The sequence below is a fragment of the Rivibacter subsaxonicus genome, assembly GCF_004217215.1.
GTDB classification, from domain to species: Bacteria; Pseudomonadota; Gammaproteobacteria; order Burkholderiales; family Burkholderiaceae_C; genus Rivibacter; species Rivibacter subsaxonicus.
In genome coordinates this window covers 922020-935341 of the sequence record NZ_SHKP01000004.1, presented here as the reverse complement: position 1 = coordinate 935341, position 13322 = coordinate 922020, and the positions used below count along the sequence as shown (strand labels likewise).

Here is a 13322-nt window from a genome sequence, read left to right as displayed (position 1 = left end):
CCGGCCCGTCGATTGCTTGCGGCACGAGCTTGTAGTCCTTGTAGTTGTGCTCCACTTCGACGCTGCCGCCGTCTCGCCCCCTCCCCGCCCGATCGCCATGCCCACCCCTCGCCGACCCAAGAACGCCGCCGCCGACGACGCCAAGAACCTGCCGCTGGTGGCCGACATCCGCCTGCTCGGCCGCATCCTCGGCGACGTGATCCGCGAGCAGGAGGGCTCGGCGGCCTTCGATCTGATCGAGCGCATCCGCAAGCTCTCGGTGGGCTGGCGCCTCAAGCGCGACGCCGGAGCCGGCCGCGAACTCGACCGCCTGCTGAAGAACCTCTCGGTCGCCCAGGCGGTCTCGGTGGTGCGCGCCTTCAGCTACTTCTCGCACCTGGCCAACCTGGCCGAGGACCGCCACCACGTGCGCCGGCGCGAGCACCACGACCGCCTGGGCCACGTGGCCGAGGGCTCGCTGGCGGCCAGCTTCGACAAGCTCGCACGGCGCGGCCTGCGCGCCAGCGAGATCGCGCAGACGCTGCAGCGGGCCCATGTCTCGCCGGTGCTGACCGCCCACCCGACCGAGGTCCAGCGCCAGAGCGTGCTCGATGCCGAGCGCCGCATCGCCCAGCTGCTGGCCGCGCGCGACCGCGCCGACGCCGAACGCGAGCGTGCCGCGATCGAGACCCAGCTGCGCGCGCGCGTGACCCAGCTCTGGCAGACCCGGCTGCTGCGACCGACCAAGCTCAGCGTCGCCAACGAGATCGAGAACGCCCTCTCCTACTACCCGACCACCTTCCTGCGCGAGATCCCCAAGCTCTACGCCGAGCTCGAGGAGCGGCTGCACGGCCACCCGGTGGCACCCTTCCTGCGCATGGGCCACTGGATTGGCGGCGACCGCGACGGCAACCCCAACGTCAGCGCCGCCACGCTCGAGCTGGCACTGGCCAAGCAAGGCGAGACCGCGCTGCGCTTCTACCTGACCGAGGTCCACGAGCTCGGCGCCGAGCTGTCGATGAGCACCCTGCTGGTCGAGGTGAGCCCGGCGCTGCAGGCGCTGGCCGGGCGCTCGCACGACGACAACCCGCAGCGCGGCGACGAGCCCTACCGGCGCGCGCTGATCGGCGTCTATGCGCGGCTCGCGGCCACGCTCGAGCGCCTGACCGGCACCGAGGCGTTGCGCCACGCGGTGGCGCCGAGTTCGCCCTACGCCAGCGCCGCCGAGTTCCTGGCCGACCTGGCCACCGTGCGCGACTCGCTGGCCGGCCACCATGGCGAACCGCTGGCGCAGGCGCGGCTGCTGCCGCTGATGCGCGCGGTGCAGGTGTTCGGCTTCCATCTCGCCACGGTCGACCTGCGCCAGAGCTCCGACCAGCACGAGCTGGTGATTGCCGAGCTGCTGAAGGTCGCGCGCATCGAACCCGACTACGCCGCGCTCGACGAGGCGGCCAAGGTGGCGCTGCTGACGCGCGTGCTGCACGACGCGCGCGTGCTGCGCGTGCCGACCCATGCCTACGGCGAGCACAGCCGTGGCGAACTGGCGATCTTCGAGGCGGCACGCAACGCACGCCAGCGCTTTGGCGCGGCGGCGATCCGCCACGCGATCATCAGCCACACCGAGACCGTCAGCGACCTGCTCGAGGTGCTGGTGCTGCAGAAGGAGGCCGGCCTGCTCGGCGGCGCGATCGACGATCCTGCCGCCACCCAGGCGCTGGTGGTGGTGCCGCTGTTCGAGACCATCGCCGACCTGCGCCATGCCACCGGGATCATGCGCGGCTACTACGCGGTGCCCGGCGTCCTGCCGCTGCTGCTGCGCTCCGGCGCCGAGCAGGACATCATGCTCGGCTACTCCGACAGCAACAAGGACGGCGGCTACTTCACCAGCAACTGGGAGCTCTACCGCGCCGAGACCGCGCTGGCCGAACTCTTCGAGCCGCTGCAGCGCGAGCACGGACTGGTGATGCGGCTCTTCCACGGTCGCGGCGGTACCGTCGGCCGCGGCGGCGGCCCGAGCTTCGAAGCCATCCTGGCCCAGCCGCCCGGCACCGTGAACGGCCAGATCCGCCTGACCGAGCAGGGCGAGGTGATCGCCAGCAAGTACGCCAACCCCGAGATCGGGCGCCGCAACCTCGAGACGCTGGTGGCCGCCACGCTCGAGGCCACGCTGCTGCCGCCGGGACGCAAGGTGCCCAGGGCCTTTCTGGAAGTGGCGGCCGAGCTCTCGCAGCGCTCGATGGACGCCTACCGCGCGCTGGTCTACGAGACCCCCGGCTTCACCGACTACTTCTTCGGCGCCACGCCGATCCGCGAGATCGCCGAACTGAACATCGGCTCGCGCCCGGCCTCGCGCAAGGCCACGCGCGCGATCGAGGATCTACGGGCCATTCCCTGGGGCTTCAGCTGGGGCCAGTGCCGCGCCGCGCTGCCGGGCTACTTCGGCTTTGGTGCCGCCGTGGCGGGCTGGCTCGACGACGCGCCCAGCGCCGCCGAGAAGAAGACGCGGCTCGCGCTGCTGCAGCGCATGCATCGCGAATGGCCCTTCCTGCGCACGCTGCTGTCGAACATGGACATGGTGCTGGCCAAGAGCGACCTCGCCGTCGCGGCGCGCTATGTCGAACTGGTGTCCGACCGCCGCGCCGCGAAGAAGATCTTCGCCGCCATCGAGGCCGAGTGGCAGCGCACCGCGCAGGCACTGACCTTGATCACCGGCGACAAGGAACGCCTGGCCGGCAACCCCTCGCTGGCGCGCTCGATCGCGCACCGCTTCCCCTACCTCGACCCGCTCAACCACCTGCAGGTGGAACTGATGCGGCGCTACCGTGCGCACAGCGAAACGGGCGCCGAGCACGAGCGCGTGCAGCGCGGCATCCACCTGTCGATCAACGGGGTGGCGGCGGGGTTGAGGAATTCGGGGTGAGACCCCGAAGCGAGGGGCCAGGGGCCCCGCCGCGCAGCGGTGGGGATCGACCAAGGGGCCGGGCGAGTGGACGGGGCCCTTCGGCCCCGTCTGCGAGAGGTGGAGTCACCAGCGAGCCTGGGGCGTTTGCGCGGAGCGCCAGCATTGACCTAGCCTGCGCCTGCACACACTTCGCAAGACTAGGGAGACAGGCGCCAAGCTCGGGCGCAAAACGAGTCGCCCGATAACACGTCAGGTCGCACGTTCCGACCACCCATGACGTTCGGCTACGCTGTCGACCTCAGTGAAATCGAGGGACGTCAATGACCGCTCTCCTTGCCAACACCAACGCTTGGCTCTTGCTCGCTGCCGCCGGCATCCTCGAGATCGTCTGGGCGACGAGCATGAAAGCGTCGGCTGGATTCACCAAGGTTCCATTCGCCGTTCTCACCTTCGTCGCAGCGTGGCTTAGCTTCTGGCTCTTGGGCCTGGCCATGCGCACCTTGCCAGTGGGCACCGCCTATGCTGCCTGGACCGGCATTGGCGCCGTAGGAGCCGCAATACTGGGTATCGTGTTCTTCAATGAACCAGCGACCCTTGCTCGAATCGCCTGCATCGCACTCATCGTCGTGGGAATTCTGGGCCTCAAGTTCTTCACTCCCGGTGCGGCCTGACGTTCGGCTTGACGCCGACACCCGGATTCGAATGCCGGCCCGGCCGGCACGACCGGCGTGCCGCCGGCCCAGGCTCAGCCCTGCACGGCCTTGCCGCCCTCGTACAGCACCAGCGCCCGATACACCACGCTGTGCGCCGGCGTCGGCACGCCGAGTTGCAGGCCGAGGCCGTGCACCCGGCCCGACAACCAGCTCAGCTCCAGCGGCTTGCCGCGTTCGAGGTCCTCGGACATCGACGAGCGGAACGAGGCCGGCATCGCGGCCAGCTTGCTCATGATCTCGTCGGCCAGTTCGGCCCGGATCGGCTTGCCGGCCGCGCGGCCGACCGCCACCGCCTCGTCGACCAGTTGCCGCTGCAGCGCCCGCGATTCTGGATGGCCGAGGATCTGGCCCATGCGTGCACGCAGCAGCGAGGTGGTGGCCGAGAGCGCGGTCAGCGCGATGAACTTTTCCCAGATCACCACGTCGATCGCGTCGCTGGCCGTCACGTCGAGCGCGCTGGTGCGCTCGCTGGCCCGGCACAGCGCGGCCACCACCGGGTCGCCGCCGGCCGCGTCGGCCACGATCCGGTGCAGTCCGCCCGGACTGCGGATCACGCCCGGACTCTCGATCACGGCCGACACGTAGATCACGCCGCCGAGCACCTTGGCGCTACCGGCGTGGCGCGAGATCAGCTCCACGCTGTCGATGCCGTTCTGCAGCGTCAGCACGCGCGTCTCGGGCCCGAGCAACGGGCCGATGGCGCGCGCGGCGGTCTCGGTGTCGCCGAGCTTGACGGCAAAGATCACCAGGTCGACCGGCCCGATCCGTGCCGGCTCGTCGCTCGCCGTGACGCGCGGCAGGTGCAGCGGCGCGACCGGGCTATCGATGCGCAGGCCCAGCTGCTTCAGGGCGTGCAGGTGCGCGCCGCGCGCGATGAAGACGACTTCCTCGCCCGCCGCCTGCAGCTGGGCGCCGACATAGGCGCCGACGCCGCCCGAACCCATGATCGCGATGCGCATGCCGTGTCTCCTGGTGACCTTGCCCGACCGCTCAGCCGACTCCGTTCAACTCCACCTTGAGCCGCCCGCTACGGGCCCAGGTCTGCAACTCCTCGCCCAGCAGGTGCATGGTGCGCGGATGGCCGGCGGCCCAGTCGGTGTCGATGTGCAGGCTGGCACCGCGCGCGCTGCGCTCCAGGCTGGCGATGCCGTCCGGCACGTCGCTGCGCGCGTGTGCCAGCAAGGCCGCCAGGCGCAGGCAGAGCACCTGCCAGGCGACGGTTTCGTCGGCCAGGTGCGGCAGCTTGCGCAGGTCGCCACGATGGCCGAGCACCAGTTCGGCCACGCGTCGCTGCTGGCTCTGCGAGAAGCCGGGCGCGTCGACGTTGGCGACCAGGTACGCACTGTGGCGGTGGTGGTCGTGATGCGAGACCGCCATGCCGATCTCGTGCAGCGCGGCGGCCCAGCCCAGCTCGCGTACCGGCTCGTCGGGTTGGCTGGCGCCGATGCGCCGGCCCGGCCGCACGCTCGCGTGCAGCGACAGCGCCAGCGCCTGAACCCGCTCGGCCTGCGCCAGGTCGGCGCCGAAGCGCCGTTGCAACTCCTGCACCGAGCGCTCGCGCATGTCGCGCGATGTGGCGCGTTCGGGGTGGGCGATGGCGTCGAGGCGGTCGGCGAGGTCGAAGATCACGCCCTGGCGCAGCGCGCCACGCGCCGGCTGCAGCGCGTCGATGCCGAACTGCATCGCCAGCGTGTAGAGGATCGACAGGCCGCCGCCGAGCACCGCGCGGCGCTCGGGCTTGAGGCCGGGGAGCGCGAGCGCGTCCTGGTGGCCGACCTCGATGCAATGCTCGATGCACCAGCGCAGGCCCTGCGGCGTGATGGCGCCGTCGGTGATGCGGTTGGCCGCCAGCAGCTGCGAGACGGCGCCGACCGTGCCCGAGGAGCCCATCGCCTCGACCCACTGGCCCGGGGCGAAAGGCTGCAAGCCTTCTTCCAACTCCGCGCCGGCGGCCACCTGCGCGGCGCGAAAGCCCCGGGCGGTGAAGCGGCCGTCGGCGAAGTACTTCATCGACAGGCTGACGCTGCCGACATGGAAGCTCTCGGCCACCCGTGGGGTGCGGCCCTGGCCGAGGATCATCTCGGTCGAGCGGCCGCCGATGTCGATCACCAGTCGCGGCCGGTCGCTCGGCTGCAGGTGGGCGACGCCTGCAAAGATCAGGCGCGCCTCCTCGCGGCCCGAGACCACCTCGATCGGGTAGCCGAGCACGTCCTGCGCGCGCGCCAGGAAGGCGTCGCGGTTGCCGGCCTCGCGCAGGGTCTGGGTCGCGACGGCGCGCACCTGCTGCATGCCGAAGCCCTGCAGGCGGTCGGCGAAGCGCGACAGGCAGGTCAGGCCGCGCGCCTGCGCGGCCTCGGTCAGCCGGCCGTCGGCATCGAGCCCGGCGCCCAGGCGCACCGTCTCCTTCAGGTAGTCGATGCGCTTGTAGCGGCCACGGGCGAGCTGGCCGATCTCGAGCCGGAAGCTGTTGGAGCCGATGTCGATGGCGGCCAGCAGTTGCATCGCCGGTTGTGCCGGCGCCGCGCCGGCGCTCGCGGCGCGGGCTTCGGGGGTGGAACGGCTGGAGTCGGAAGAACGCATCGAAACGATTGTCCCTGATCGATCGGCGCCCAAGGTGACAGTGGCCCGGCGCCAGCTTCGCCGGTTCCTAGAATGCGGCGGCGCGCCGTGGTTCAACCCTCAGGAGTTCTTGGATGCTGGAGCAGGAAATCGACAAGCCGACCGCCACCCCCGACTACTCTCGACGCGACTTCGTGCGCGCCTCGGTCGGCTCAGGCTTTGCCGCGGCGGTGATGCCGGTGACGGCGCAGACCCTCGTGTCGACCGGCTCCGGGGGCCTGGTCGCCGGCCCGGTGACGATCCCGGTCGGCAGCTTCCAGATGCCGGCCTACCGGGCCCAGCCCGACAAGCCGGCCGGCAAGAACGGCTTCCCGGTGGTGCTGGTGATCAGCGAGATCTTCGGCGTCCACGAGCACATCGCCGACCTCACGCGGCGCCTGGCCCGGCAGGGCTACCTGGCGATCGCGCCCGAGCTGTTCATCCGCCAGGGCGACGCCAAGGCGGCGGTCGACATCCCGACATTGGTCAGGGACGTGATCTCCAAGGTACCCGACGCGCAGGTGATGGCCGACCTCGACGCCACCGCCGCCTGGGCCGCGGCCAACGGCGGCGACGCCACCCGGCTGGCCGCGACCGGCATGTGCTGGGGCGGCCGCATCACCTGGCTCTACGCCGCCCACAACCCGAAGATCGAGGCCGCCGCCGCCTGGTACGGGCGGCTCGTGGGCGAGGCCAGCGCATTGCAGCCCAAGCACCCGATCGACCTGGTCGGCAGCCTCCACGCACCGGTGCTCGGGCTCTACGCCGAGAAGGACGGCGGCATCCCGCTTGACAGCGTCGATAAGATGAAAGCTGCGCTTGCCCAGGGCAGCGCGGCGGCCAGGAAGAGCGAGATCGTGGTCTTCCCCGGCACGCAGCACGGCTTTCTGGCGGACTACCGGCCCAGCTTCGACAGGCAGGCCGCCGAAGATGCCTGGAAGCGCATGCTGGCCTGGTTCGAGGCCAGGGGCGTGGCGTAGAGAATGTTCGCCCCGTCCAGCGACCGCGCCCCACGGCGCGGTCTTTGTTTGTAGACAAGACCTGTTCATGAATCTCGCGGATCCCTCGTTCACCCTGCTGTCGATCGTGCTGGCCACGCTGGCCGGGGGCCTGCTCTCCGTGGCGCTCGCGGCCTGGCTGACCTACAGCGTGCTGACGGTGATGGTGCGCCAGCTGGTGAGCCTGTCGGCCGGCCTGCTGCTCGGCACCGCGCTGCTCAACGTGCTACCCGAGGCCTTCGAGAGCGGCGCGGCGCCGGCGCCGCTGTTCGCCACGCTGCTGGCTGGCCTGCTGTTCTTCTTCCTGATCGAGAAGGCGGCGATCTACCGCCACTCGCACCACCACGAGGGCGACGGGCATCACCACCATCATCACTTCGACAGCGAGCAGGCCGGGCGCGCCGGCTTCTCGGTGCTGGTCGGCGACAGCGTCCACAACTTCTGCGACGGCATCATCATCGCCGCCGCCTTCATCGCCGACTGGCACCTTGGCGTGGCGACCGCGGTGGCGATCATCGCCCACGAGATTCCGCAGGAGGTTGGCGACACCATCGTGCTGCTCAACGCCGGCTTCTCGCGCCAGCGCGCACTGGCCTACAACGCGCTGTCGGGCCTGGCGGCGGTGCTGGGCGGCGTGCTCGGCTACTTCATCGTGCGGCCCTTCGAGTGGCTCACGCCCTACCTGCTGGTGATCGCCGCCAGCAGCTTCATCTACGTGGCGGTGGCCGACCTGATCCCGCAACTGCAGCGCCGGCTGGCCTGGCGCGAGACGGCCTCGCAGCTGGCGTGGCTGGGGGTCGGGCTGGTTCTGGCGGCACTGGTGGCGGGCGGGCACGCGCACGAGTCGGGTGCGGCGCGCGACCACGACCACGCTGCGCCGACGCGCTGAGCGCGGCCTCGCCGCAGCGGCCGGCGATCACCGCGGTGGTCGATGCCGCCGTCGCTAAAGCAGGTCAGCCCCCTGCACCGCCTGCAGCACCACGCGCTCCTCGTCGGCCCGCTCGCGCTGGCGCAGCCACCAGACCGCGCCCTTCTTCACCGACCAGGGCTGCTCGATGCCGGCCAGCAGCCAAGCCGCCGTCAGGCCGAGCGTGGGCTGGTGGCCCACCACCAGCACCGGTTCGCCGGCCTGCGGCCATTTCGCGGCTACCAGCAGCGTCTCGACGCTTGCCTCGGGCGCCAGCGCATTGACGGTCTTGTAGGGTCGGCCAAGCGCCTGCGCGGTCTGCTGGCAACGCAGCGCCGGGCTGACGAGGATGCGGGTGCTCTCGGCAAGACGCTGGTTCAGCCATTCGGCCATGCGCTGGGCCTGGCGCTCGCCCTTGGGCGTGAGCGCGCGCTGCAGATCGGTCTGGCCATCGCGCACCAGATGCGCTTCGGCGTGGCGCCAGAGGATCAGGTCCATCCGGGCAAGGCGCCTGGTTCAGGCGCGATGGCGCGCCATCAGCGCCTGCTGGGCACTCGGCCCGTCGCTGCCGACGCGCGTGTAGCTGCCGTCGCTGGCGAGGCTCCAAGCGTCGCGCGCGTCGTGCAGGTAGGGCAGCAGGCACTCGTCGATCAGGCGCTGGCGATGGCGCGCGTCACGCACCGGCCAGGCAAGCTCGACGCGGCGCAGCATGTTGCGGCTCATCCAGTCGGCGCTGCTGAGGTAGAGCGCCTCGTCATCCTCGCCCGCGCCCCAGCGGAAATACAGCACCCGCGTGTGTTCGAGGAAGCGGCCGACGATCGAGCGCACCCGGATCCGCTCGCTGTAGCCTGGCACGCCGGGCGGCAGCATGCAGGCACCGCGCACGATGAGGTCGATCTCGACGCCGGCCTGCGAGGCCGTGGTCAGCGCCGCGATCAGCGCCTCGTCGGTCAGCGCGTTGAACTTGGCGACGATGCGCGCCGGCTTGCCGGCCCGCGCCGCGCGCACCGTGCGCTCGATCATCTTCAGCAGCTGCTGCTGCAGGTGCGCCGGCGCCACCAGCAGCTGGCGCGGCGAGCGCATCTTGGTCAGGCTGGCGAGCTGCTGGAAGACAAGGTCGGCGTCGGCAGTCAGGTCCGGGTCGGCGGTGAGGCAGCCGACGTCGGTGTAGAGCCGCGCGGTCTTGTCGTTGTAGTTGCCGGTGGAGAGGTGAGCGTAGCGGCGCAGCACGGGACCGCGCGCGCCGTCCTCGCGGCGCGTGACGAGCAGCAGCTTGGCGTGGGTCTTGAGGCCGACGATGCCGTACACCACCTGGGCGCCGACGGCCTCGAGCCGTTCGGCCCAGTTGATGTTGGCCTCCTCGTCGAAGCGCGCCTTGAGCTCCACGACCGCCATCACCTCCTTGCCGCGCCGCGCCGCCTCGAGCAGCAGGTCCATCAGCACGCTCTCGCTGCCGGTGCGGTAGATGGTCTGCTTGATCGCCAGCACCTCGGGATCGAGCACCGCCTCGCGCAGGAACTGCACCACCGGCTCGAAGCTCTGGAAGGGGTGGTGCATCAGCACCTCGCCATGCGCGCGCAGGTGGGCGAAGATCGACTCGCCGCGCTTGAGGCCTTTGGGCCACGAGGGCTCGTAGGGCGCGAAGCGAAGCCGGTTGGCATCGGCCTGGTCGATCAGCTGGTTCAGCCGCACCAGGTTGACCGGGCCGTTGACCTTGTAGAGCGCGGCCTCGGGCAGGCCGAACTGCTGGCGCAGGAAGTCGCTCAGCTCGGGCGGGCAGGTGGCCACCACCTCGAGCCGGATCGCCTGCCCGAACTGCCGCGTCGACAGCCCCGAGCGCAGTGCCTGGCGCAGGTTGGTGATGTCGTCCTCGTCGACCTCGAGCTCGGAATCGCGCGTCACGCGGAACTGCGAAAAATGCTCCACCGTGCGGCCGGCGAACAGCTCCTCGAGGTGGGCCCGGATCACGCTGGACAGCAGCACGAAGGCCTGCCGGCCCGGCGCCACCGACTCCGGCAGCCGGATCACGCGCGGCAGCACGCGCGGCACCTTGACGATCGCGATGCGGCCCTCGCCGCCGTAGGCGTCCTTGCCGCCGAGCTTGGCGATGAAGTTCAGCGACTTGTTGGCGACCAGCGGGAAGGGATGCGCCGGATCGAGCCCGACCGGCACCAGCAGCGGCCGCACCTGCTTCTGGAAGAAGTTGTCGACCCAGCGCCGCTGCGCCTCGTTGCGGTCGGCGTGGTTGAGGATCACGATGCCGGCGCCGTGCAGCGCCGGCATGACCTGGTCGTTGAAGGCGGCGTACTGCTCGTCGATCAGTTGGTGGGCGATGGTCGCCACATGCGCCAAGTCATGTTCGGTGACGCCGCTGCCCGGGATGCGCGAGAGCTCGAGCACGTCGGCGAAGCGGACCTCGAAGAACTCGTCGAGATTGCTCGAGACGATGCAGATGTAGCGCAGCCGCTCGAGCAGCGGCACGTCCTCGCGCAGCGCCTGCGCCAGCACGCGTCGGTTGAACTCGAGGATCGCGCGCTCGCGGTTGAGCAGCGCCGGCGGCGATGCGGCCGGCGGCAGCGCGACCTCGGAGAGAACGGCATTCATACCCTGAGTCTATGGAAGATTCGCGACGATTAAGTGACACCCTGGCCCGGCGTCCGTCTCGCCCAGAAAAATAGGCCCGCAACCGCCGTGGCGGTCGCGGGCCTTGTCCCGTGCATCGGCGTCGCGCCAGGCGGCACCGGCCGCACCCCGGATCAGAAGCTGTGACTGATGCCGAGGGCGACGACCGAGGTCTTGGAGTTGGGGAAGGAGCCGTTGAGGATCACCCCGGTGCGCAGCGACGGCGTCGAATCGGCGTCGGCGATCGCGAACTGTGCGTAGATCACGGTGCGCTTGGAGATCGCGTAGTCGTTGCTGATGACGAACGTGCTGGTCTTGTCGCCCGAGACCTTCTTGTCCTTGCCGTAGTAGTAGGTCGCGTTGAAGGTGTTCATCGCGTTCCAGGCCCAGTCGAAGCCGATGCCGTAGAAATCGACCTCGTGGGTCTCGATGCCGAAGTCGTCCTCGGTCGCGTGCTGATAGCTGCCCTTGATCGTGAAGCCACCCAACGGCACCGCCAGGCCCAGCATGTAGTGCGTGGTGCCATCGCTGTCGGAGTTGGCGGCATCGATCTCCTGGTAGGAGCCCGAGACCACGACCGGCCCGGTGTAGCTGGCGCCAAGGGTCATCGTGCGCCCCGTGCCCTCGCCCGCCGCGAGCAGCGCGCCCACGTACACCGGCCCGAAGTTGCCGCTGTAGGACACGGCGTTGCCGATGAAGATCCCGAGGTCGTTGACGGTGTTGTTGGTCGGGTTCTGGTTCAGCGCGTAGGGGTAGAGGCCGGAGAGGTTTTCCTTGAAGGCGCGCGGTTCGGTGCCGAGGTTGGCGAGAATCGCCGGGCTGTACTGGCGGCCCATCGTCACCGCACCCCAGTCGCTCTTGACGCCGACGTTGGCCTGGCGTCTGAAGGCCTGGCCGGTGCGGGCGCCCAGGCCGTTGTCGGTGAAGAAGTGGGCCTCGAGGTTGAAGAAGGCCTTCAGCCCGCTACCGAGGTCTTCGGTGCCCTTCATGCCCCAGATGCTCGGACGGATGCCGCCATTGGCGAGTTCGTAGAGATCGTCATCGATCGTGCCGGTCTTGGTGCTGTATTGCAGTGCCGCATCGAGACGCCCGAACAGCGTGACGTTCGACTGCGCACTGGCACCGGTGGCCGCGGCCGCCAGTGCCGCGCTGACGATCAGCGACCGACGGACGGTCGCAAGGCTGGTTCTCTTGCTCATCGTGTCTCCTCGTACGGGATCGATCCCTGTTGTTTCATCGTCGGTCGCGGTTGGTTCCGCGCCGACGCACGGGCAATCGCTATGCCAGTGCGCACCGCCGGCGCCGGATTCGCAGCACCGACGCGGCATTCGAGGCACGCTCAGCCGCCACGACGCCGGCGCGCGGGGAGCCTCCGACGCCGCCCGGAGCAGGCCGGCGCAGCACGCCGGCGGCGCGCATCGCGCCACACACTGAGGCGACGCGGTCACACACTGACATTGGGGTGTCCCGTTTGGCGACACCGGGGCGACGCGCTCCCGCGCCGCCCGATTCAGCGCAGCGGCATGCTCGACGCGCTCGAGTCCGCCCCGCGGGCGGCGAGTCGCGCGCTCGCCGGCACATTTGCCGGGACCAGGTGGGCAATGAAGCGGTCGCAGACCGCGGCCCAGTCGAAGCCGAGCGCACGCTCGCGCGCCGCCTGCCGCGACACCAGCAGCGCCTGGCGCGCGGCGGCCTGAAGATCGGCGTGCAGCACGCCGCCGTTGCGGCCGTCATGGTGCTCGCCGATCACGTCGAGCGGGCCGGCCTCGGGGTAGGCCGCCACCGGCGTGCCGCAGGCCATGGCCTCGAGCATCACGAGGCCGAAGGTCTCGCTGCGACTCGGAAAGACGAACACGTCGGCGCCGCTGTAGATCGCCGGCAAATGCTCGCGGGCGACCACGCCGCGCCAGTGCACCTGTGGGTACCTTTTCTTCAGCGCCGCCTCGAGCGGACCGACGCCGTAGACCAGCTTGCTGCCCGGCAGCTCGAGCTCGAGGAAGGCCTCGAGGTTCTTCTCGTAGGACACGCGCCCCACGTACAGCCACACGGGTCGCGGCAGCCCGAGATCGGCGCCGGGCACCGGCTTGAACAGCTCGAGATCGACGCCATGCGACCAGCGACGCAGCTTCGCGAAGCCATGCTGCTGCAGGATCTTCAGCATGCCCTCGGCCGGCACCATCACGCCGGAGGACGGCGCGTGGAAGCGCCGGAACCAGGCGTAGCCCCAGCGCTGCGGCACACGCAGCGCCTTGGCCAGGATGTCCGGAAAGCGGGTGTGGAAGGCGGTCGTGAACGCCAGGCCGCGCCGGCGCGCGTAACGCCGCGCGGCGCCGCCGAGCGGGCCCTCGGTGGCAATGTGGATCGCGTCGGGCCGCAGCGCGTCGAGCCGGCGCGCCAACTGCGTGTAGGGCAGGATCGACAGCTCGATCTCGCGGTAGCCCGGGCACGGGATGCGGCGAAAGGTCGAGGGCTCGATGACCTCGACCTCGATGCCGCGCGCCTTCAGTCCCTCGACCAGCTCGACCAGGGTGGTGACGACGCCGTTGACCTGGGGCTTCCAGGCGTCGGTGACGATGGCGAGCGTGCGGATCGGCTGCATGGCT

General features: G+C 70.3%; 10 protein-coding genes. 4 read left to right on the top strand and 6 right to left on the bottom strand.

Going from position 1 to position 13322, the window contains the following annotated elements; translation table 11 throughout:
- Window positions 1-97: 97 nt before the first annotated feature.
- Both ppc and EV670_RS04305 read left to right on the top strand, forming a co-directional pair.
- A complete protein-coding gene (gene ppc, locus EV670_RS04310) occupies window positions 98-2899 on the top strand; it encodes a phosphoenolpyruvate carboxylase (protein ID WP_130430550.1) in 2802 nt (933 codons plus the stop codon).
- 302 nt (window positions 2900-3201) lie between these two features.
- Entirely contained in the window at window positions 3202-3552 is a 351-nt protein-coding gene (locus EV670_RS04305; protein ID WP_130430549.1) for a DMT family transporter, read from the top strand.
- 74 nt (window positions 3553-3626) lie between these two features.
- Here the strand turns inward: EV670_RS04305 and EV670_RS04300 are convergent, their stop codons facing one another.
- Together EV670_RS04300 and EV670_RS04295 are read right to left on the bottom strand one after the other, a co-directional pair.
- Window positions 3627-4553 carry a ketopantoate reductase family protein gene (locus EV670_RS04300; protein WP_207224992.1) on the bottom strand — a complete coding sequence of 309 codons (927 nt, stop codon included), beginning with the start codon at window positions 4551-4553 and terminating at the stop codon, window positions 3627-3629.
- Window positions 4554-4584: 31 nt separating this feature from the next.
- On the bottom strand, window positions 4585-6096 hold the full coding sequence (locus EV670_RS04295) for a Ppx/GppA phosphatase family protein (protein WP_130430931.1): 1512 nt from the start codon (window positions 6094-6096) through the stop codon (window positions 4585-4587).
- Between the two features lie 191 nt (window positions 6097-6287).
- Here EV670_RS04295 and EV670_RS04290 point away from each other — a divergent pair, with 191 nt between their 5' ends.
- Both EV670_RS04290 and EV670_RS04285 read left to right on the top strand, forming a co-directional pair.
- The gene (locus tag EV670_RS04290; RefSeq protein WP_130430548.1) at window positions 6288-7172 is read left to right on the top strand and encodes a dienelactone hydrolase family protein; all 885 of its coding nucleotides are present in this window, start codon (window positions 6288-6290) and stop codon (window positions 7170-7172) included.
- A gap of 67 nt (window positions 7173-7239) precedes the next feature.
- Window positions 7240-8079 (top strand): ZIP family metal transporter, encoded by an 840-nt coding sequence (locus EV670_RS04285; protein WP_130430547.1) that lies wholly within the window; start codon window positions 7240-7242, stop codon window positions 8077-8079.
- Window positions 8080-8133: 54 nt separating this feature from the next.
- Here the strand turns inward: EV670_RS04285 and EV670_RS04280 are convergent, their stop codons facing one another.
- From EV670_RS04280 to EV670_RS04265, 4 genes are all read right to left on the bottom strand, one after another.
- Window positions 8134-8595, bottom strand: a complete 462-nt coding sequence (locus EV670_RS04280) for a SixA phosphatase family protein (RefSeq protein WP_130430546.1) — start codon at window positions 8593-8595, stop codon at window positions 8134-8136.
- 18 nt (window positions 8596-8613) lie between these two features.
- Window positions 8614-10701 (bottom strand): polyphosphate kinase 1, encoded by a 2088-nt coding sequence (ppk1, locus tag EV670_RS04275; protein WP_130430545.1) that lies wholly within the window; start codon window positions 10699-10701, stop codon window positions 8614-8616.
- A gap of 152 nt (window positions 10702-10853) precedes the next feature.
- Entirely contained in the window at window positions 10854-11918 is a 1065-nt protein-coding gene (locus tag EV670_RS04270; RefSeq protein ID WP_165393234.1) for a porin, read from the bottom strand.
- Between the two features lie 311 nt (window positions 11919-12229).
- The gene (locus EV670_RS04265; protein WP_130430543.1) at window positions 12230-13318 is read right to left on the bottom strand and encodes a glycosyltransferase family 4 protein; all 1089 of its coding nucleotides are present in this window, start codon (window positions 13316-13318) and stop codon (window positions 12230-12232) included.
- Window positions 13319-13322: the final 4 nt, after the last annotated feature.

Bases quoted from the DNA above. Each gene is read 5' to 3' on its own strand.
- ppc (WP_130430550.1), top strand. From the start codon at position 98: ATGCCCACCCCTCGCCGACCCAAGAACGCCGCCGCCGACGACGCCAAG.
- EV670_RS04305 (WP_130430549.1), top strand. From the start codon at position 3,202: ATGACCGCTCTCCTTGCCAACACCAACGCTTGGCTCTTGCTCGCTGCC.
- EV670_RS04300 (WP_207224992.1), bottom strand. From the start codon at position 4,553: ATGCGCATCGCGATCATGGGTTCGGGCGGCGTCGGCGCCTATGTCGGC.
- EV670_RS04295 (WP_130430931.1), bottom strand. From the start codon at position 6,096: ATGCAACTGCTGGCCGCCATCGACATCGGCTCCAACAGCTTCCGGCTC.
- EV670_RS04290 (WP_130430548.1), top strand. From the start codon at position 6,288: ATGCTGGAGCAGGAAATCGACAAGCCGACCGCCACCCCCGACTACTCT.
- EV670_RS04285 (WP_130430547.1), top strand. From the start codon at position 7,240: ATGAATCTCGCGGATCCCTCGTTCACCCTGCTGTCGATCGTGCTGGCC.
- EV670_RS04280 (WP_130430546.1), bottom strand. From the start codon at position 8,595: ATGGACCTGATCCTCTGGCGCCACGCCGAAGCGCATCTGGTGCGCGAT.
- ppk1 (WP_130430545.1), bottom strand. From the start codon at position 10,701: ATGAATGCCGTTCTCTCCGAGGTCGCGCTGCCGCCGGCCGCATCGCCG.
- EV670_RS04270 (WP_165393234.1), bottom strand. From the start codon at position 11,918: ATGAGCAAGAGAACCAGCCTTGCGACCGTCCGTCGGTCGCTGATCGTC.
- EV670_RS04265 (WP_130430543.1), bottom strand. From the start codon at position 13,318: ATGCAGCCGATCCGCACGCTCGCCATCGTCACCGACGCCTGGAAGCCC.